General features: G+C 41.7%; 17 protein-coding genes and 1 pseudogene. 11 read left to right on the top strand and 7 right to left on the bottom strand.

Annotated features, from left to right (window positions below):
- Positions 1-80 precede the first annotated feature (80 nt).
- Entirely contained in the window at positions 81-998 is a 918-nt protein-coding gene (locus NE535_RS08840) for a LysR family transcriptional regulator (RefSeq protein ID WP_261298273.1), read from the bottom strand.
- Positions 999-1,168: 170 nt separating this feature from the next.
- On the opposite strand from NE535_RS08840, the gene NE535_RS08835 reads away from it, so the two are divergent.
- Positions 1,169-3,265 carry an alkyl/aryl-sulfatase gene (locus NE535_RS08835; RefSeq protein WP_261298272.1) on the top strand — a complete coding sequence of 699 codons (2,097 nt, stop codon included), beginning with the start codon at positions 1,169-1,171 and terminating at the stop codon, positions 3,263-3,265.
- Between the two features lie 94 nt (positions 3,266-3,359).
- Here the strand turns inward: NE535_RS08835 and NE535_RS08830 are convergent, their stop codons facing one another.
- Entirely contained in the window at positions 3,360-4,256 is an 897-nt protein-coding gene (locus tag NE535_RS08830; protein WP_261298373.1) for a LysR substrate-binding domain-containing protein, read from the bottom strand.
- A 208-nt stretch (positions 4,257-4,464) separates the two neighbouring features.
- Here NE535_RS08830 and NE535_RS08825 point away from each other — a divergent pair, with 208 nt between their 5' ends.
- On the top strand, positions 4,465-5,433 hold the full coding sequence (locus tag NE535_RS08825; protein WP_261298271.1) for a TDT family transporter: 969 nt from the start codon (positions 4,465-4,467) through the stop codon (positions 5,431-5,433).
- A 296-nt stretch (positions 5,434-5,729) separates the two neighbouring features.
- Here the strand turns inward: NE535_RS08825 and NE535_RS08820 are convergent, their stop codons facing one another.
- Positions 5,730-8,123 (bottom strand): fatty acid cis/trans isomerase, encoded by a 2,394-nt coding sequence (locus NE535_RS08820; RefSeq protein WP_261298270.1) that lies wholly within the window; start codon positions 8,121-8,123, stop codon positions 5,730-5,732.
- 345 nt (positions 8,124-8,468) lie between these two features.
- Positions 8,469-8,747 (bottom strand): peptidylprolyl isomerase PpiC, encoded by a 279-nt coding sequence (gene ppiC / locus NE535_RS08815; RefSeq protein ID WP_261298269.1) that lies wholly within the window; start codon positions 8,745-8,747, stop codon positions 8,469-8,471.
- A 328-nt stretch (positions 8,748-9,075) separates the two neighbouring features.
- Here ppiC and NE535_RS08810 point away from each other — a divergent pair, with 328 nt between their 5' ends.
- From NE535_RS08810 to hmpA, 8 genes are all read left to right on the top strand, one after another.
- Entirely contained in the window at positions 9,076-9,519 is a 444-nt protein-coding gene (locus tag NE535_RS08810) for a TlpA family protein disulfide reductase (protein ID WP_261298372.1), read from the top strand.
- A gap of 3 nt (positions 9,520-9,522) precedes the next feature.
- A complete protein-coding gene (locus NE535_RS08805; RefSeq protein WP_226412590.1) occupies positions 9,523-9,762 on the top strand; it encodes a DUF4266 domain-containing protein in 240 nt (79 codons plus the stop codon).
- Positions 9,753-11,057, top strand: coding sequence for a DUF3570 domain-containing protein (locus tag NE535_RS08800; RefSeq protein ID WP_261298268.1), 1,305 nt, complete (start codon positions 9,753-9,755; stop codon positions 11,055-11,057). Before NE535_RS08805 ends, NE535_RS08800 begins: the two co-directional genes overlap by 10 nt.
- Before the next feature lie 35 nt (positions 11,058-11,092).
- Positions 11,093-12,007, top strand: coding sequence for an FAD:protein FMN transferase (locus NE535_RS08795; RefSeq protein WP_261298267.1), 915 nt, complete (start codon positions 11,093-11,095; stop codon positions 12,005-12,007).
- A 24-nt stretch (positions 12,008-12,031) separates the two neighbouring features.
- A complete protein-coding gene (locus NE535_RS08790) occupies positions 12,032-12,691 on the top strand; it encodes a response regulator transcription factor (RefSeq protein ID WP_261298266.1) in 660 nt (219 codons plus the stop codon).
- Positions 12,691-14,151, top strand: coding sequence for a sensor histidine kinase (locus tag NE535_RS08785; RefSeq protein WP_280925406.1), 1,461 nt, complete (start codon positions 12,691-12,693; stop codon positions 14,149-14,151). The genes NE535_RS08790 and NE535_RS08785 overlap by 1 nt, the downstream gene beginning before the upstream one ends.
- 352 nt (positions 14,152-14,503) lie before the next feature.
- Positions 14,504-14,977: a peroxiredoxin gene (locus NE535_RS08780; RefSeq protein ID WP_261298265.1), complete on the top strand. Its 474-nt coding sequence runs from the start codon at positions 14,504-14,506 to the stop codon at positions 14,975-14,977.
- 215 nt (positions 14,978-15,192) lie between these two features.
- Entirely contained in the window at positions 15,193-16,386 is a 1,194-nt protein-coding gene (gene hmpA / locus NE535_RS08775; protein WP_261298264.1) for an NO-inducible flavohemoprotein, read from the top strand.
- Positions 16,387-16,541: 155 nt separating this feature from the next.
- Here the strand turns inward: hmpA and envZ are convergent, their stop codons facing one another.
- The 3 genes from envZ to NE535_RS08760 form a co-directional block, all read right to left on the bottom strand.
- Positions 16,542-17,876 carry a two-component system sensor histidine kinase EnvZ gene (gene envZ / locus NE535_RS08770; protein ID WP_261298263.1) on the bottom strand — a complete coding sequence of 445 codons (1,335 nt, stop codon included), beginning with the start codon at positions 17,874-17,876 and terminating at the stop codon, positions 16,542-16,544.
- A gap of 3 nt (positions 17,877-17,879) precedes the next feature.
- Complete coding sequence (gene ompR / locus NE535_RS08765) at positions 17,880-18,605, bottom strand: osmolarity response regulator transcription factor OmpR (protein WP_261298262.1); 726 nt, start codon at positions 18,603-18,605, stop codon at positions 17,880-17,882.
- A 243-nt stretch (positions 18,606-18,848) separates the two neighbouring features.
- Positions 18,849-19,544: a hypothetical protein gene (locus NE535_RS08760; RefSeq protein WP_261298261.1), complete on the bottom strand. Its 696-nt coding sequence runs from the start codon at positions 19,542-19,544 to the stop codon at positions 18,849-18,851.
- A 184-nt stretch (positions 19,545-19,728) separates the two neighbouring features.
- On the opposite strand from NE535_RS08760, the pseudogene greB reads away from it, so the two are divergent.
- Positions 19,729-19,875: pseudogene (gene greB / locus NE535_RS08755) on the top strand (transcription elongation factor GreB); the annotation flags it as partial.
- Positions 19,876-20,161: the final 286 nt, after the last annotated feature.

Raw genomic sequence — 20,161 nt, 5'->3', positions numbered from 1 at the left:
GTGTAATAAATCAGCCTCGCAATGCGAGGCTTTTTTGTTGCTATTCAACAGTGAGCTGTTTATCGCTCATTGATAAAACATCATTGCGTTAGACCAATATGATGCCGGTATATTTCAGTGATGGTGTCGCGTAGCCATTTATGCGCAGGATTATTACGCTGCCGTCTATGCCAAATTAACGATAATTGTACCGGTTTAATGTTAACCGGCATGTCGATAATTTGAATATTAAAAGCCTGCTGGTATTTATGGGCTAATGATTTGCTACAGGCGCCAATACAATCACTTTGAGCCACCAAAGAAATTAACGAGAGTAACGAGTTACACTCTGCCACCACTTTGCGGGTAGACAGGTTATTCTCCGCATAAAAATCAACAATAGAGGTATTTGCACGGGTGAGGTTTAGCTTAATGTGTTGCTCAGAAAAAAATTGCTCAGCAGTCAAACTGCCGTTAATGCGCGGATGATTATGGCGGCAAATTAATACAATTTCATCAGTGGCTAGGGGTTGGTAAATTAAGGTGTTATCGCGGCTATCGGTAATATCAATGGCGAGATCGGCTTGCTGGGAAAATAGTGCCTCATTGATTTGTGTTTCATTGGTGTTCTGATCTTTAAAGGTGATTAGCGGATTACCTAGCTTTTGCAAATGCAAAGTATGAGGTAGCAATTGATCTGTGATGGACTCAAATGCTAGAACCGTGAATTGCTGGTTAGAGCTTTTGCTGTCAAATACCTTGGTGTCTTCGACCAATCCTTCTAACACCTCCAGTGAAGGCATCAGTTGCTCCATCAGTTGATGGCCATATAGGGTGGCGATAATACCGCGTCCATTACGAATAAATAAGTCTTGGCCGCATAACTGTGATAACCGTTTAATCGAGCCACTGACCGCCGCTTGAGTTACGCCAAGCTGTTCAGCAGCTAAGGTGATCGACTGGTGATGGTATACCTGTGAAAACACTCTATAGAGATTTAAATCAATTTTGTTTGGCATAAGTTCTCATCATACTGTCTGCATCAATTCATAAGTATAACTTAATCGTCAACCATAGTTACCTTTGTTTATCTAAATTGTTAACAGGTTATGATAAACCTAATTAAGCCAGTGAGCATTTTCATTATTCACTAGGTATCAAGTAGCAACCTCAATATGGGTGATTATTTATGAACAAGTCCGTTATTGCTTCAATCGTTATTTCAAGCTTGTCTTTTAGCTATTCTGCTGTGGCACATGACCACGCTGCAGGCCAGGATGAACATGCATTAACAACCTCATTTATGTATCAAGGCAAGCCAGCAACAGAGGCGACCAAAGCGTACAATAATGAGTTTGCTAAGGGATTAAAGTTTGACGATACCAAATCGTTTCAAGAAGGCCGCGCCAACTTGATTGCCCCGCTTGATGCTGCAACAGCTTCACTATTAGCCGATGCCTATGAGTTTATTGGTGATAAAACGCCAGACACCATCAATCCATCGCTTTATCGTCAAGCGCAGATGAACAATGAAGCCTATGGCTTATATCAGGTGAACGATAACATTTTCCAAGTTCGTGGTACTGACTTAGCCAATATGAGCTTAGTGCGTACCGATAATGGTTGGATTGTATTTGACCCGCTAACCACACGCGAATCAGCTAAAGCTTCGTTAGCCTTCGCCCTTAAAAACTTGCCTTTTGGTAATAATGATCCTGTCGTTGCTATGGTTTATTCGCACTCGCATGGTGATCACTTTGGCGGGTCTCGTGGAATACAAGATATGTTTCCTAACGTAAAAGTATACGGTTCAGCCAATATCACCAAAGAGATGGTTGATGAAAATGTACTAGCGGGTAATGCTATGTCTCGTCGCACGTCTTATCAATATGGCGCAACTATGGTGCCGTCAGAAACCACAATCGTAGACGCCGCTTTATCAAACGGTATTGCTAAAGGTGAGATCACCTATGTGCAACCACACCATGAAACCAACCTTGAAAGCAAATTCGAAACGGTTGTGATTGATGGTTTAGAAATTGTGTTTATGGATGCATCAGGCACCGAAGCTGTATCAGAAGCCGTCGCTTATATCCCCAGCATGAAGACGATTTGGGCAGCGGAAGTGACCTACAAAGGCATGCACAATGTGTATACTTTACGCGGCGCTAAAGTACGTGATGCGCTTAAGTGGTCGAAAGAAATCAATAACATGATCCAAGAATGGGGCGGTGAAGCAGAGTTCTTATTCTCAGCGCACAGCTCACCAGTGTGGAGCAACAATGATATTAATGATTTCTTAAAACTTCAGCGTGACAACTATGGCTTTGTTCATAACCAATCACTGCGCCTAGCTAACAATGGTGTAGTGATGCAAGATATTGGTTGGGAAATTGAAAAAGTATTACCGCAATCAATCAAAGATGCATGGCATACCAATGGTTACCATGGCACTTACTCGCACAATGCACGCGCCGTATATAACATGTACCTAGGTTACTTTGACATGAACCCGGCTAACCTCAATCCATTACCAACAAAAGCCGAAGCGGCTAAGTTTGTTGAGTATATGGGTGGTGAAAAAGCTGTGCTTAAGCATGCTAAGGCCGATTTCGCAAAAGGCGAATACAACTTCGTTGCCACAGCATTAAACAAAGTGGTTGTGAGTAACCCAAGCAACAATGATGCGCGTTCGCTACTGGCAGATACTTATGAGCAGTTAGGTTATCAATCGGAAGGCGCAGGTTGGAGAAACGTGTACCTTGCAGGGGCTCAGGAGCTGCGTATTGGTCGTCAAGCGGGTGCGCTTAAAACGGCTTCTGCTGATGTTATTGCTGAAATGCCAGTCGGGTCGTTACTGGATTATTTAGCGATTAAAGTGGATTCAATTAAAGCGCAAGATTATGCATTCGAAGTTAACTTGGTGCTACCAGATACTAAAGAAATCTTCGTGGTGGAGCTTTCGAACGGTAACTTAAGCAACGCTAAAATTGCTAAAGTAAAAGACACAGCAACAGCAACCTTGACTATCAATCAAGCTGACATCGTTAAGCTGAACCTTAAGCAAACAACGGTTAAAGACTTGCTTGCAAGTAAAGCGGCTAACATTAAAGGTGATGCGTCTTTCTTAGAAACCTTAGCTAAAGTGATGACAGAATTTGATTCGGCATTCGAGATTGTGCCACTACCGTCAGATAAAGTGATTGAAGCTAATCGTGCTATCTATATGCAAGATGTCGCCAAGCCAGCACACAATGACCGTCACCATGGTCATGATAGTAAGTAAATACTGATTAACTTACTCTGCAATAAAAACCGCTCATTGAGCGGTTTTTTATGTGGATTAGCGGGTAGAAAATGATGCTAAAATCACTGCGTATTTAGGTCAGCTTTGTAGGTTGCCATTGCTGGCAAAAAGCCATAAAGCTTTTAAGAAGTGGGTTTTGATATTTGTCTTTATGGATTAAAAACCAAAACTTGCGTGGCATATTAATTGGCGCAGCCAACTGACTCACTCGACCACTTTTTATCGCATATTGTGCCGCCAAAGTGGATAAACAGCCTAATCCCAGCCCTGCAGAAACACTGCTAATCAATGCCTCTGTGGTATTGATCTCAAAGGCAAGTCTCCAATGGGTCAGTTTTGGGGCCAGAATATTGATAAAAGATTCCCGTGAGCCCGAGCCGGATTCTCTTAACACCCAATCATTATTGTCCAAGTCCGAAAGACTCAGCTTTGTTTGCTTGGTTAGCGGATGATCTTTTGCACTAATAATACACATTTCATCGTTGCTAAAAGGAATTGAAATCAAATCTGGATGATGAGATTGACTTTCAATAAGGGCAATATCTAGTTCAAAATCAATTAACTTTTGGCAAATAGTGGCAGAGTTTGAAATAAATAAACTTTGCAATAAGTGCTGATGTTGTTGCCTAAATTGGCTGAGTAAATACGGGCTAATATGATTGCCTATGGTATCGCTACTGCCCAGCCTAAGTTTGCTGTACAAGGCTGGATTATCACTAAAAAGATGGTTGATTTGCTGAGCGCGGTTGAGTAATTCATCGGCTAACGGTAAAAGTTGTTGCCCTTCCTGATTAAGAATAAGCCGATTGTTTACCCGATCAAATAATGGATGAGACAGTTGTTTTTCAAGCTCAGCTAACGCCATGCTGACTGCCGCTTTTGATAGGCAAAGCTGCTCTGCCGCGGCGGTTAAGGTTTTGTATTGAGTAATAGCATGAAATACATTGAGCTGCTTCAAAGATATGTGCATGACCATAGTGATATCATTCCGCTTTTAGTGAGTCTTATCAACGCCGCCATTGATGAACCTAGCGTTAATTAGTTTGTTATCGCCCAAAATATCGTTCAGTTATTATTAACGCATGTTCTTAATAATTGGATATACCTAAACATACAGCAAGCGTAACATCACATTAAGAAACAAATCAACGCGTTCATCGAAATAGTGAGAGTTCAGCATGATCAACATGGCTAAAGGTAAATTAATCACCGCACCAACGCCCATGGCCGGTTTAGCTTTGGGTATTGCAAGTTTAGGCTGGTGTTGGGAAAACTTCGCCAATTTAAATGGTTATGGTCAACTCATCGGCGCCGCCATTGCGAGCGTGTTACTCATGGTGTTAGCCATAAAATTTTTACTGTTATCACATACATTGAAAGAGGATTTGGCTCATCCCGTGATTGGCAGTGTGGTCCCTACATTTGCCATGGCCACTATGGTAGTGTCTAACTCGGTAGGGCAGTTTTATTTACTGGCAGGCGATGCGTTATGGTTGTTTGCCGTAGGCTTACATTTGGTATTTTTAATAAGCTTTTTATATCACAGAGCGAAAGTATTCGAACTTCACCACATGGTGCCTAGCTGGTTTATCCCGCCCGTAGGTATCATTGTTGCTGACGTATCATTTTCGGGCACCCCACAACTGGCTTTAATCGCCCATATGGCTTTAATCTTTGGTATGGCGACCTATGCTGTGATGTTACCGTTAATGATTTATCGTTTAATGTTTAGCCATGAAGTGCCCGATGCAGCCAAGCCAACTTTGGCCGTGTTAGCTGCCCCCGCCAGCTTATCATTAGCGGGATATTTAACCGTAGCGACGACGCCATCACCTATCATTATCGCCTTACTATTTGGCATAGCAGTGTTGATGACCAGCGTTATCTACCTGGCATTTATTAAATTACTTACCCTGCCATTTAGCCCCGGCTACGCAGCGTTTACTTTCCCTATGGTGATAGGCTCTACAGCATTATTCAAAATGGTCACCTGGATGGAAACGACCAATATAGCAGTGCATTATATTGATCAAGTACGCCGATTAGCACAAATGGAACTGCTCATCGCAACTATAGTTGTCGCCTATGTGGCAGTTCGATATTTGTATTTTTATCAGCCGTTTAGAATTAAAGCGACGGTTAGTTAATCAGTGTTTTTGGTGGAGGGCTTATTTGTGAATAGTCTGTGCTTTCTACCCTTGATTTTGGTGCAATCGAAGCGCCACGGCTAACCTAGTCCGTTTAGGTCGCACAGTAATCAGAACATTGGCAGGAGGAGCCAAGAGGGTATTGTTGTGAATACCCTTTGGTCGTTGCAGGATGGGGGCCTGTGATGTTCATCCAAACGACGTTTGGTAATGGATAAAGGTAAAGCGTACTTAAATATAGTGGGCTGAGCAGCTTAATTTACCCAGCCCTTTAGTCCGCTAAACAATCAATCTCATTATCTATTTTCAACTCGATTGTAATCGAGTATCCCAGCCTCTATTGGATGATTTTTTTTGTATTGCATCATTAATATGTCACTAAAATACCAAAAAGACGGATCGGTTCTACGCACGCCAACGTTATCTAATAACCTTTTATAATCACCCTCAGTTTTGACCTTTAAAACTTGGTCCACTAATGCGGGTAACTCAGCTTCTTTTAGGCGCCAAAAAACATTGGGGTAACTGCCGAGTAGACCGTTTACAAGGGTTACGTTATCGCGTGAATATTGCCGATTTGATTCTTCATCAAACAAGCTAGAAATATTCTTATGGGCGCTATTTCTGATTAACGTAAAAAGCTGAGGATCGAGCGCAGCATCTTCAGGTTCAATCATAATAAAAGTCAGCTCTGGGAATATCGATGCACTTTCGCCTTTTACTTGGTTAATCTTTTTAAGATAACCTTTACTTTCATTTGTAAGCTGCGTTGATTCAAGTGCATAACGTGTTGGTAATACCTTTTCTAGGCGGGTCTTGAGCATGTCTAATAGTTCATGTTTGGGGTTGTCTGTGGTGTAAGTGATTGCTGGGGGGCTACTGACTTCATTGATATCACCAGCAAGATGTTTGGTTAGATACAAATGTGCATCTTGATACCAGTCAGCCAGTTCTTGGTGACGGTTTTCTGCCGGTAACAATGTTAAGAAATTTGACTCACCTTCCATGCGAAGAAGATCCATGTACATGCGTGTTATCAATTGATGGCCAAAATTACCATACACATCATAACCAGCGACAAGCAGGTAATGAATTCGCTCTAATAGAGAATAACTGATCACCCAGGCGGTTTTAGGCTGCTCACCTATTAATCCTTGCACGACAGATGCATTATCGAAATGGCGAAATACCGTTAAACTCGCATTCGAATTTGTGCCATTACCGTCCCAAATTAGCCGAGTAGTTAAATGTTCATTATTTTCAAATTTCTCATCCAAATATGCATTTTTAGCGCGAAGAAAGCGACCTTGTTGACCGGCATACTTAACCCAATTAGCAATAGGCCGTAAGGTATTACTTTCTTTTTCAGCTGGAAGGGTAAGATTTTCGTCTTGTGAACGATAAAATGCATTTTGTTGTGACATATTAGGAAGGTCTGGATCGACAAAAAACACCCAAAATCTATCATTAATAACATCGAGTGCTAGCTGGCCTCTACAAACAGGCCCCTTTATATACGCCATAATAGTATTTTGCGCATTATCAAGCATAAATTTATATCGCGCCTCGACGGGTAAGTCGGTGAAGGCGATAAGCGGGTTTGCTGCAACGCTTGCTTCATAACTTGGTAAGCTAGTAACGCTATAATTGGGCTCAATAAATAATGACTTAATACGGTCAAGCTTTGCCTCATTGAGTGCATACGGCATATGTGTTTTATCTACGATAGTTTCGCGCACTTGTTCTAATCGGTAATAAAACACATCTGTTTCAGGATCATCGTAAGGTCGACGTGTTGCAATAATATCAACAGGTTTACCTGGTGCGGTTGTCGATCTGACCAATTGGAAGAAAGTGGGTTGGCCACTTTCTATATCATCAAAATATAAGTGGGAAACAAACAAATGTTCGAAAATATAGCGACTGGTTAGTTGCTGTTTTAATGAATTGGTATTGAGGAAGGTTTCCCATTTTTCTATCGCGTTAAGTTCAGCAATAGAAGGGGCCGGAATGGTAGCCATTGGTGCACCATTGGCAAGCCATTGCATCAAAATAGTATTTTCATGGTTTGAGATTTGCGGCAAACCATAAGGCATTCCCCATTGAGGGAATTGCTGTTCATAACGGCTCATTTCTTCAACGGAAGGGCACTGTTGATTACGATCGAGAGAGAAATCCCACGAGTCATCAAGAATGCCTTCAGTGGGCAAGGGGTGCTTTTGTTTTAACTGCAGCATTCGCGCAATAACACCCGCTTGGGTGTTGGCTTCTTCTGATTGTGTGCGTTCATTCAATACGGGGAAAAAATCTTTATCGCGCCATTCTGCCGTTGATTGGGCATCGATAAACATGCGAGTGGTATCGACGGCGAGTAACCGTGTGCCCTGGTACACTATGTCTTTATTCGCGCCCCGGTCTATTCCTTCAGCGGATGACATTTTTAGCTGACAAGGCGCGTCGTAGCAGGCATGACACACAACACATCGGTTGTCGATTATAGGCTTAACATCATTGATATAGTGCTGAGCTTGAGAAGATGTTGTTGCTACCATGCGCTGTTGTGGCTGCGCTTCACCGTACAAACTATCGAAATTTAAGCCCGCAAACACCGCGCATCCCGTTAAGACGACAGCAATGAAGATGCTAATTGTATGTCGGTAGTAGGTAGAAAAACGTTTATATATAGTCAATTAGCAACCTTTTGATTTGAGGTGTTTGCGTGTAATGATTATCGAAGGCTTTCAATAGAAAAAATGTTCTGCCTTCAGGGGGGCTTTTCTTGGATCGTTTGGCGATGTTACCAGTATTAACGGTCTATGAATCCAACAAACTATTTTCTAGAAGCAAGTTAACCATGGCCATTAAAATATTTGTGCTTAACATAAGCGTAAATTTTAACACTTAATTTGACGGTTACGTGCGGTAAAGCACTTTAGTTATATGTTCATTGCAATGCACTATCTTAGTGTTGCATACAAAAATAGTGTTTAAGACTTTCAAAATCCAACTTACTATGTTTACGCAGACTTTACACATCAAGTCCTGTAAAGGATCTTTACCACATGCCAGCCAAATTTTGTTTTAACTAAATGTGGGGTGATGAGCTCACCACTAAAACAAACTTTATCAAACTGCGGTACCATTTGGCCTTGTTTAAATTCACCTAAACTGCCGCCTTTTTTGCCCGATGGACAACTAGAATGTTGCTTTGCCAGCACATCAAATTTAGCGCCTTTTTTCAGTTTAGCCATAATGTCATCGGCCAACTCTTTGTGTTTGACCAAAATGTGTAATGCGCTAGCAGTGCGTGCCATGATGTGAACCTTTGATAAAATGTCGCTAATGACGGCATTATACCATTGCTTATGCCTGTTGCTAACCTTGCAAACTGAATGATATTTATCTGCTTAATTCGCCCGAATTAAGCATAATGATACTGGCATATCACTTTATGCTACTGACTGATTTTATAAAATAAACACTTATCATTTTTCCTTAAGAAAGCCTTAAGATTGGCCCGATAGATTGCCAGTATAGGGTTTATAAGGATTAATCATGCCAGCCATCCATAATCACATTTCGTTACTGTTTTTTCGAAAAACCATCAATGCATTGTGCTTATGCTGTTGCGCTTTGTGGGTGATGACGTTTGCACATTCAAGCATTGCTGCGCCCGCATTAAATTATGCTGTGCAAAATGTTAAGGGTGAAACCGTTAATTTGTCAGAGTTTGCGGGCAAAGTGGTGTATGTCGACTTTTGGTCGTCCTGGTGTGGCCCTTGCCGTAAATCTTTCCCTTGGATGAACGAGATGCACGCCAAATATGCCGTCAAAGGTTTAGCTGTGGTGGCGATTAATTTGGACGTTGAACCTGAGCTTGCTGCGCAGTTTTTAACAAAGTTACCCGCGAGTTTTCCTGTGCGTTATAACCCCGAAGGCGATGTGGCGAGATCATTTGATTTACAAGGCATGCCGAGCAGCTTTTTGTTCAATCGCCAGGGCGAGTTAGTGCAACAGCATGTGGGTTTTTATGATGATAAAAAAGCCCTGTATGAGCAAGAAATTCAACAGTTGTTGGTGGAGTAGTTTATGAAAAACAATTTGATTCGATTCAATATTAAAGCTGGACTCGCTATTGTTATTTTAACCGGTTTATCGGCTTGCTCAACCTTAGGTGTTGAGCCCTGGGAAAAAGATCAACTTGCAAGAGCTGATATGGCTCTAGACAGTGAAAAGCTTGATATGGCCTTAGATGATCATATTTATTTTAGTAAAGAAGGCACCAGTGGTGGTCGCTCATTAGCGGGCGGAGGTTGCGGATGCAATTAACTCAAAAACGCAATATAGCAGGCGCCATAGCCATGGCGAGTTGCAGCTTAATTAACCCTAGTGCTCAAGCGACAGACCTTAATGACATCGTAAAATCAGACGATTGGAAAGTCGATGCCGCCATTATGTATTACGGCGAGCAAGATAGAGTGCAAGCCGCTGAAGTTATCGGCAATGTGCAGAAATCGTTTGGCGATAGTTCACTATTAGACATGAAGCTGGTGGTGGACAGTTTAACGGGTGCATCGGCGTCTGGTGCGGTGGCGCAGGATAGTAGCCAAACCTTTACTCGCCCTTCTGGCAATGGTGAATATACCGTTAATGCCGGTGAAACGCCGCTTGATGACACTTTCCACGATACTCGTGTGCAATTAAGTGCGAACTGGATGGAAGTACTTAATCCAGATTGGACCTTAAACGTGGGCTTAAATGGCTCAACCGAATTTGACTATTTATCGTTAGGTTTAAATGCGGGCCTTGAGCGTAGCTTTAATAAAAACAATACAATAGTGGCGTTATCAGGGGCGTTTACCCAAGATACCATTGATGCTGTAGGTGGCAGACCTGTGGCGTTATCTGAAATGGCACTGAGATCTCAATATGATACCGAAGCGGCGTTTCAAGCGGCATTTGATGACACGCGTCAAGCGGGGACCGATGATAAGCAAACCATTGACCTTATGCTTGGGGTAACCCAAAACATTAATCGTTATTGGTTAATGCAAGCTAACTACGGTATTTCGAATGTATCGGGTTACATGACGGATCCATATAAAGTGTTATCTCAAGTGGATAACAGTGGTACCACGCAGACTTACCTATATGAAAATCGCCCAGAAGATCGCCTAAAACACAGTGTGTTTGTAATGGCCAAAGGCGCGTTAGATTCAGGTGTAGTTGATTTTTCTTATCGCTACAGTACCGATGATTGGGATATTTCATCACATACCTTGGAAACCCATTATCGTTATTATTTGAGCCCGAGTATTTATGCTCAGATCCACCTTCGTTACTACCAACAGCAAGCAGCAAACTTTTATCAGCCATTTTTGTTGGCCGATGAGCCATTACCTGAATTTGCCAGCGCAGATTATCGTATTGGTGATATGACCGCGTATACGGTGGGATTAAAGTTTGGTCAACGGTTATCTGGCGGACATGAATTAAGCTACCGTTTAGAGTACTACCAGCAAAACCCAGAGAATAATGGTACTGAGTTAGTTGGCCAGTTGAGTCAATTTGAACAATTCCCTGCGGTGAAAGCGATCGTAGCGCAAGTGAGTTATTCGTTTTAAGATGAACACTTTAAGTGAGCAGAGAATATCCACGAATGCGTTCATCAAATGTGCTAAATAATGCCTCAACGCCGACTTTACAAGCTCGGAGTTGGGGCTTTTTAGCTTGCTTTCGTGCGATGGCAAGTCCGTGTGAACTACTGATAGCGACCAATGACCAAGCCATTGCAAAAGCAATGTTAGAGATTGCCTATAAAGAAGCTAAACGCATCGAACAAAAATACAGTCGCTTTATTGATGGTAATCCGCTGTGGCAGATCAATAATGCCCAAGGCGCAGTTACTCAAATTGATGCAGAAACCCTGCAACTACTAAGATTTTCACAGCAGTGTTATTTGTTAAGTGATGGCGACTTTGACATAAGTGCGGGTCCATTAATGCGTTTATGGCGCTTTGATGCCGGCGCTAAAGTGCCCGCCGATGCTGATATTATGCTGGCAAAAGAACAGGTAAACTTTGCAGCGGTGAAGTTTGATGAACAGCAGATCACTATGCCAGCGCAAATGAATCTTGATTTTGGCGGCATAGGTAAAGAATATGCTGTCGATAGAGTGGCTTATTTACTCGCTGAAAAATGGCCTAGTATTTCAGTATTAGTTAACTTTGGCGGTGATATTAGCTGTTTAGTCCCTAAAGTCGGTGAGCCATGGCAAATAGGGATTGAGAATCCCGAGGCATTAGATAATGCCGCAGCATTATTAAGTGTCCATCAGGGGGCTTTAGCAACCAGTGGCGATACGCGACGATTCATCGAGGTGAATGGGCGTCGTTATGGGCATATTATTAATCCAAGCACAGGTTATCCCGTGCTTGATGCACCTAGGTCTGTCACTGTGTTGGGACCTAATTGCGTCACTGCGGGAATGTTAGCAACAATGGCGATGCTGCAGGGTAAAGATGCTGAGCTTTTTCTGCAACAACAATCAGTAAACTTTAAATTATTCAGATAGTTTAAAACGTAAGGCGAAATTAACATGCGGGTATTACTGGTTGAAGATAATGCATTATTGGCGCAGGGCGTGTACCTCAGTTTAACCAAATTAGGCATGCAAGTTGATCATCTTTCTAGCTATCAACAGGCATTGAATGCACTAGATTATGAAGATTTTAGTGCAATTATTCTCGACCTAGGCTTACCTGACGGTAACGGTGCCGATTTGCTTAAACAGTGGCGGAAAAAAGGCATTTCAGTGCCGACAATCGTGCTGACGGCTAACACCGATTTCGATACTCGCCTTGCATGTTTAGATATGGGCGCAGATGACTACCTGAGCAAGCCTTTTGATGTGCGCGAGCTGGCGGCAAGACTGCGTGCAATAGTCAGAAGACAATATGGATTAGATCACAATCAATTTTCTTATGGTGCGTTAAACATCGACTTTTCAAAATGCGAAGTGCTTTTTAGGGGTGAACTGGTGCAGCTTTCAAGGCGAGAATACCAATTGCTGCTTGAGTTTGCCCAATCTGCTGGACGAGTATTAACCCGAAGTCAACTTGAACAATTAACCTATGGCTGGGATGAAGTTGGCAGTAACTCTATTGAGGTGCATATTCATCATTTACGTAAAAAAATGGCCAATGAGTTAATCAAAACCGTGCGTGGCATTGGTTACACTTTGGTTGAGGTTGTCTAATGCTTACCGTGTTGCGACAAAAACTGCGACCAATTTATTCATTACGCATGTTGATGAGTGTCTTAATCACAATAGCGATGATTATCACAGTGGTGATCACCAACGCCTTAAGTCGTGAAGATGCCAGAGAGCAAATTGAAGAGTTGTTTGATGCACAGATGCTTCAAACAGCCAAAGTGCTTGAGTTATTTTACGTCAATCAATTTACGCAAAGTAAGGTTGAACAACTCGCCCTACAACCGATTAAACTACATGTTCAAACTACTGATATTGAAACATTTGCCGAAAAATCTACCGCGATGAATTTAATGTATGAACATAAATTGTCGTTTCAGTTATTAAATGCGATGGGAGATTTATTAGTTTATTCAGACAGTTCAGGTGAGAAACCCTTAACCTCGTTTACTCAGGGGTATGAGCTGCGCAATATTGATGATGTGTCGTGGCATGTGTTTAGTTATTATTCACAGGCACATGAAGTGTGGATTGTTACTGCTCAAACTGAAGATGTACGCAAAGAGTTACTTGAACAAATGATGTCTAATGCCTGGGCGGTACCCTTAATAGTGACCCCCATAGTGTTATTAATTTTGCTGTTGATCACCTACTATTTGTTTAAACCGGTTAAAGCCTTAGAAACCCGTTTGCTGAGTCGATCGCCGCAAGACTTATCCTCTTTACACCTTGAACTCCCCAGTGAGTTAGTGCCCGTTCAGCATGCGATAAATGATTATTTATCGCGGATTTCACAAGCAATGCAGCGTGAAAGGCGCTTTAGTGCCGATGCGGCGCACGAGCTAAAAACCCCTTTAGCTATCGTGAAACTTCACCATGATGGCCTGCAAGAAGTACTTAATGAAGTGTCAGAATCATTAGCGCCACAATTACATGATGCTCATATTCATTTAAATGCGATTGAACAGGGGGTTGAGCGCATGAGTCATATGGTTGAACAGTTGCTATTGTTGTCTAGAGTTGACGCATTAAATGCCTTGAACTTAGCCCCTACTCGGGTGAGTGAGCTGATTGAAAATTCAATAAATCAATTGATTACGATAATTACCGACTATGAGTGGCAGATAGATATCGCAGATGATGTGAAGGTGAATGTCGACCCTTTTTATATGGTATTAGTGTGTAAAAACTTAATTGAAAATGCCTGTAAATACAGCCCAAAAGAATCGATTATCTGTATTGATGCCGCTGAGGTTAATGGTCAAATCGTGCTGCGCTTTGTTGATAATGGTAAAGGCATGACAGATATCCAAATTGCCCGCGCCAAGGAGCGTTTTTATCGTGTAGATGAAAATGAAAGCCAAGGTGCTGGATTAGGTTTATCCATTTGTCAGCATATTGTTGGCCTGCACGGTGGTGAAATTCATCTTAAGCCAAACCTGCCAAACGGATTGAGCGTGACAGTCAGTTTACCTATTACGCCTAAGGCGATAAGCAGTGAGTAACGCAGTGACCCGCTAAACAATGCGCCAGCTTAAGTGCAGTGGTTAAGTACCGCCTCTTGGCACTTACACGGTATAACCTCAGCTCGGGGTAATAAATGCATATCAAACAGTTCTTTGCACCACTAACTGCGTTGAATTGACTTGCAATTGTCCAGCAAACCCTTGATAGGCTGTTAAGTGCAGCGGTTTTAAAATGATGCTGATTTATCTTATCTGTTAAGCTAAATTGTGGTGAATTAGTTTGGGCTAATTTATGCTAGCCCGCGTACAATATCGATATTTTCTGCCTAGATATTATTTGCAGCTGAAGGTTGCAATATTCAGGCTTCATAACACTGTTAAGGATTTAAATATGATCGCACAAGGACAAGCTTTACCTGCAGGCACTTTAGGCCAGTTAACCAAAGACGGTATGGTAAATCACAATGTTGCTGAGTTATTTGCGGATAAAAAAGCGGTACTGTTTGCTGTACCAGGTGCATTTACACCAACATGCTCAGAAGCGCATTTGCCAGGTTTTGTGGTATTAGCTGATCAGCTTAAAGCCAAGGGCGTTGATTTTATTGCTTGCGTGTCGGTTAACGATGCATTCGTGATGAAAGCCTGGGGCGAAGCGCAAAATGCATCAGAATTAATGATGCTTGCAGACGGCGATGCTAGTTTTACTAAAGCGCTAGGCTTAGAGATGGATACCGCAGGTTTTGGTGGTGTTCGTTCACAGCGCTATGCGATGGTTGTCGATAATGGCGTGGTGACAGTATTAAATGTTGAAGCGCCAAAAGCATTTGAAGTCAGTACTGCTGAAGCGGTATTAGCTGCCCTATAAGGTTTTCTTTCATCACTTTGAAGTGGTGATAAGCTAAAAATAACAAAGCACGCCATCATGACATTGATGGCGTGCTTTTTTATTTTAACGGCCGGTATAGCAATGTATATTGGGTGAACCTGAAACAATGTTAATCCAAAAATAATTGATCTAAATCAAATAGATGTTTAGTATGCGCGTAAACATGCATTTATAATACATATTAGAGGTTGTTTATGTTAGATCAACATACAAAAGAGATTGTTAAAAGCACTATTCCATTATTAGAGTCTGCTGGCCCAGCCTTAACGCAACACTTTTACCAACGTATGTTTACCCATAATCCTGAATTAAAAGATGTGTTTAACTTAGCGCATCAGCACACAGGAGGGCAGCCTGTTGCCTTATTCAATGCTGTAGCTGCCTACGCTAAAAATATTGATAATCTGGAAGCCTTAAGTTCAGCGGTCGAACGTATTGCCCATAAGCACACCGGTTTTTTAATTAAGCCAGAGCAATATGCAATCGTCGGTGGTCACTTGTTAGCAAGCTTAAAAGAGTTAGGTGGCGATGCGGTGACTGAAGAAGTGTTAACGGCGTGGGGTAAGGCTTACGGTTTTCTTGCTGATATTTTTATTAATCGTGAGGCGCAGTTATATCAGCAAACAGCTGCCAAAAAGGGCGGCTGGCAAGGCACTCGTCGTTTCGTTATTAAAGCAAAACAAGCTGAGTCTTCAGTTATCACCTCATTCTTACTTGTGCCTGAAGATGGTATGCCCGTTGTTGAGTTTATCCCTGGACAATATCTCAGTGTTTCAATTAATAACAGCCAGTTGGGAAACCAAGAAATTCGTCAATATTCGCTTTCGGATGCACCGAATGGTTGCTCATATCGCATCAGTGTTAAGCGCGAGTCCAACGGTAAAGTATCTACTTTGTTGCATGACTATTATCAAGAGGGCGATGTGATTGATGTTGTCGCGCCAGCGGGTGATTTTGCACTAACAGCTGCCAATGATACGCCTGTGGTGTTGATATCTGCGGGAGTAGGATTAACGCCAATGAAGAGTATGCTGAATCAGTTGCTGTCAGATTCACATAACAGCCAAATCACCTGGGTGCATGCCTGTGAAGATGGCCAGCAACATGCTTTTAAAGCGTGTGTAGCCAACCAAGTAGTAGAGAATACTGATTTAACCCGATTTGTTTGGTATCGCAAGCCATTAGCGACAGATTTACCTGCTGAAGATTATGATTTTGAAGGTACGATTGAGCTGGCAAAAATTGCACAGTGGATATTACCGAATGCACATTATTATTTCTGTGGGCCACTTGGGTTTATGAAAGTGGTTAAACAGCAATTATTGGCGTTGAATGTACCTGAAAGCCAGTTGCATTATGAAGTGTTTGGACCTCATTCAGCACTGTAATCGTGGCTATATAACTATTTTGAATATAAATGGACACATTTAGCGTCCATTTATATATTTAGATTTTTATTCAGCATAATGAATAGGCTTAATTAGATGGGGGATACCCGCTATCACTGTGTTTGAGCAGTGTTTAATTTGCTTGTTTAGTTAGCCTATTTTTTGGGTAATAACACGCGTGCAATCAATCCTCCTTCCGCGCGATTGGCTAAGCTCACTTTGCCATTATGTCTATCAATAATCCGTTTAATAATGGCCAATCCTAAGCCAGAGCCTACGCTTCCTCTCGCGGTGTCACCTTGGGTAAATGGTTGAAATAAATCATCCACTTTATTCATGTCAATTCCTGGGCCGTTATCTTCAACGCAAAAACCAACATAGTGTCCCTGCTCAAAAGAACTTATTTTTACCCATCCATGACCATAGCGGAAAGCATTTTCTACCAAGTTACTTAGTACGCGTTTGATGGCAACATGCTGAATGGGAATGTCGGGACAACTGGTTAGCTCGACTTCGATTTCACCTTGCCGGTTACTTTCCTGTTGCTGAATTTCTTGAATGAGTTGATTGATAGGAAAGGGCTCTCTAATGGCCTCTTGATCATGGCGAACATAAGCAATAAATTGTTTAATGATGGCGTCCATATCTTCAATATCACTGACAATACCGTCTTTAAGATATTGATCATCTTCAACCATCATTTCAGATGCTAGCCTGATGCGAGTTAAAGGGGTGCGTAAATCGTGGGAAATGCCAGCCATTAATAGCACGCGGTCTTGTTCAAGTTGTTTCATGCTCTGCGCCATTTGATTAAACGCATGAGTTACTTCTACAATTTCAGTTGATCCGCTTAAAGGTAAGGGGTCGGGGAATTTTCCTTTAGAGACGGTTACGGCGGCTTTTTGTAAGCGTTTTAACGGTTTATTTTGTTTGCGCGCAAATAGCCAGCCACCGGCGACACTGAGTGCACCAATGACTAATAAATATAAGGTGAGTGGCGATAAATCTGATTCATTAATGCCAGTCAGCGGTACTTTTATCCATAATGATGGCGCTTGCGGCGGTCTAATCCATACATCTAGATTTTCACCCTGAGAAAACCGCACTTCAGCTTCACCACCCAAATACACAGACATTTGGTCAGACAGAAAACCATAATAAGTGGCGTTGTCTAAACCTGCTTCTTGGGCTTGTTTGAGGTTATAAACAGTCATGCCGTCGTGCCGTACCTTGGCATTGAGGGCGTCAACAATCGACAAGTGTTCGCGGCCAACCTCTACACCATCAACAAATAATATATTGATTTGACGTGCAATTAGCTGATTTATTTGCTCATAGCTGGGTTTAATAAAATAAACCGCAACCGACCAATAAGAAACCAGTTGATTGATCAGCAGCAAGCTACCAATCAATACCACAGTTTGACTAAAGGCGTTACGTGGTAAAAGGTGTTGCCACCATTTTAGTGTTAATTTGACCGGTACTGGCACGGGTTATTTTCGGGTTGAGCCATCAGGAACAAACACATAACCTAAACCCCATACCGTTTGAATATAACGTGGGTTAGCGGCATCTTTTTCAATTAAGCGGCGCAGACGAGAAACTTGCACATCGATAGAACGTTCTAGTGCAGAATAATCACGGCCCCTAGCTAAATTCATTAATTTATCGCGAGATAATGGCTCTCGAGGGTGAGAAACCAACACTTTTAACACCGCAAATTCGCCACTGGTTAACGCAATACTCTCTTCACCATGAAACATTTCACGGGTCGCTAAGTTAAGTGAAAAATCACCAAAAGCAATCACGGCTTCTTGCTGGGCTGGAGCGCCAGGTACATCAGTGGTTTGCCTGCGCATAACAGCTTTAATACGGGCTAATAATTCACGTGGGTTAAAGGGTTTAGGTAAATAATCGTCTGCGCCCAGCTCTAGACCGATAATGCGGTCAACCTCATCACCTTTAGCCGTTAACATGACAATGGGGATAGGATTTTCTTGTTGACGTAAACGACGACAAATTGATAAGCCATCTTCACCCGGAAGCATTAAATCTAATACCAATAAATGAAAATTTTCACGTTCAAGCAGTCTATCCATTTGTTCGGCATTGGCCGCGCTACGTACTTGATAACCTTGCTCCATTAAATAACGTTCCAATAGTGAACGCAGTCGCATGTCGTCATCAACAACGAGAATTTTAGACGTTTCTTGGCCCATGAAAATATCCTTTTATCTTTAGCATTTTCACTCAATATAACCAGTTTAGCGTCTGGCTAATAGTCTCTAAAAAGTAAGTTTCGCTATTTTGTGCGCTAAACGGTTTTTTTTATGTTAAAACATTCTGATTTTGTTGAGTTTTATGACTGTAAAATGTGACAACTGAAATTGTAACAAAAGCCACAATATCGGGATTATTGTAGCTAATTGAAGTTTCTTTGGGTTGCACTAAAGTGATTTTGGTTAAAATAATTGCCCAAACTCAAATTTTGTCGCAGTAACTTGTTCTAGGTTACTGTAAATATGAGCATAATAATTATTGGGAAAAATGATCAGGTAACTCATATCCGCAGACTGATCATCAGGCCAATAACCGAAAGTATGGTGTGGCTCAAAAGCTTGATAAAGCTGATAGCTTGGATGATTCTGGTTAGGGCCAATTGATAATATTAACTGCTGTGCATTGCTGGACAAAGTGTAATGAATTGTTTGAGCTAATAATGCAGCGATAAAAGCGTTTTCAGTCTTGCCTAAATCTGCTGCTGATTTTAAGTCTTGTGCTGGTTTTAAGTCTGAGTCTGGCTCAATCATTGCGCTGTTTTGATGACTAAAAGCAATTTCACTGGGGCGAAATAACAGTTTATCGTCATTTACCGTAACACGCCCCCAATGATGATAACTGTTTTGAGGGTTGTTAAGATCGATGACCACATGGCTGTAACTTTTATCCTGATTGATGTGGAGAAAACCCAATTGAGCATCAGATTCATACAACCAATCACCTTGTATTAAGAGCGAATTTACAACTCGTTCATCCTCGATACCATTAGCATGAGATGGCCAAGTGATTCCAACGCCCAATAAGATAATCACTAGCAGTAAACCGAGGTTATTGTGGCGGGCATAATAATCAATAAAGTGAAGCGTAGACCAGTACATATAATTCCTTTTATGTGTACGCGTGAAGGGCTAAGTATAGTTGAAAAAATAGTCTATGACCGAGCGGTGATTCAATACAGTAATAACACTAAGCAGAGGCGCGACAATGTGCCTGTTAAAGACAAGATTCGTGATATATTAGTTTATTGATTTTTTATCTTCTAATTGTCATTGTAAGCATATTATGAGAACGGCTATTGTTACCCGTGAAGGGTTTGAAAAACTACAACAAGAACTCAATTTTTTGTGGCGTGAAGAGCGTCCTGAAATCACCAAGAAAGTGGCTTGGGCTGCCAGTTTAGGCGATCGCAGTGAGAACGCAGATTACCAATTAGTTCCCCTAACAACATCATACTAAATACATTGTTATCTTCTCAATGAGATCATTTTTCTTACTAATCTCTATCACTTTGACAAAATAAGAATCCCCAACTATATACTTTATACTATTAATTTGTTGGTATAAAAATGCCTTCGGTTCTAAAGCTTAATGTTGCATTTACCGCCTCTCATGCAACTACAGCGATAAAACTTCCTGCCCTTTTTACTGAAAATGGATTACTCATTTCTCATTTAAGATTTCTCTTCTCAAAACGAAATAAATCCCAATCTTGGAT

This window comes from Shewanella holmiensis (genome assembly GCF_025370255.1).
In the GTDB taxonomy this organism is placed as follows: domain Bacteria; phylum Pseudomonadota; class Gammaproteobacteria; order Enterobacterales; family Shewanellaceae; genus Shewanella; species Shewanella holmiensis.
Note: the sequence above shows the minus strand (reverse complement) of the source record. Positions and strands in the feature narration are given on the sequence as shown.

Coding starts and splice junctions, on each gene's coding strand:
- NE535_RS08785 (WP_280925406.1), top strand. CDS start 12,691: ATGCTTACCGTGTTGCGACAAAAACTGCGACCAATTTATTCATTACGC.
- NE535_RS08800 (WP_261298268.1), top strand. CDS start 9,753: ATGCAATTAACTCAAAAACGCAATATAGCAGGCGCCATAGCCATGGCG.
- ppiC (WP_261298269.1), bottom strand. CDS start 8,747: ATGGCACGCACTGCTAGCGCATTACACATTTTGGTCAAACACAAAGAG.
- NE535_RS08830 (WP_261298373.1), bottom strand. CDS start 4,256: ATGCACATATCTTTGAAGCAGCTCAATGTATTTCATGCTATTACTCAA.
- NE535_RS08840 (WP_261298273.1), bottom strand. CDS start 998: ATGCCAAACAAAATTGATTTAAATCTCTATAGAGTGTTTTCACAGGTA.
- NE535_RS08825 (WP_261298271.1), top strand. CDS start 4,465: ATGATCAACATGGCTAAAGGTAAATTAATCACCGCACCAACGCCCATG.
- NE535_RS08835 (WP_261298272.1), top strand. CDS start 1,169: ATGAACAAGTCCGTTATTGCTTCAATCGTTATTTCAAGCTTGTCTTTT.
- NE535_RS08810 (WP_261298372.1), top strand. CDS start 9,076: ATGACGTTTGCACATTCAAGCATTGCTGCGCCCGCATTAAATTATGCT.
- NE535_RS08760 (WP_261298261.1), bottom strand. CDS start 19,544: ATGTACTGGTCTACGCTTCACTTTATTGATTATTATGCCCGCCACAAT.
- ompR (WP_261298262.1), bottom strand. CDS start 18,605: ATGGGCCAAGAAACGTCTAAAATTCTCGTTGTTGATGACGACATGCGA.
- NE535_RS08780 (WP_261298265.1), top strand. CDS start 14,504: ATGATCGCACAAGGACAAGCTTTACCTGCAGGCACTTTAGGCCAGTTA.
- NE535_RS08790 (WP_261298266.1), top strand. CDS start 12,032: ATGCGGGTATTACTGGTTGAAGATAATGCATTATTGGCGCAGGGCGTG.
- NE535_RS08805 (WP_226412590.1), top strand. CDS start 9,523: ATGAAAAACAATTTGATTCGATTCAATATTAAAGCTGGACTCGCTATT.
- hmpA (WP_261298264.1), top strand. CDS start 15,193: ATGTTAGATCAACATACAAAAGAGATTGTTAAAAGCACTATTCCATTA.
- NE535_RS08795 (WP_261298267.1), top strand. CDS start 11,093: ATGCGTTCATCAAATGTGCTAAATAATGCCTCAACGCCGACTTTACAA.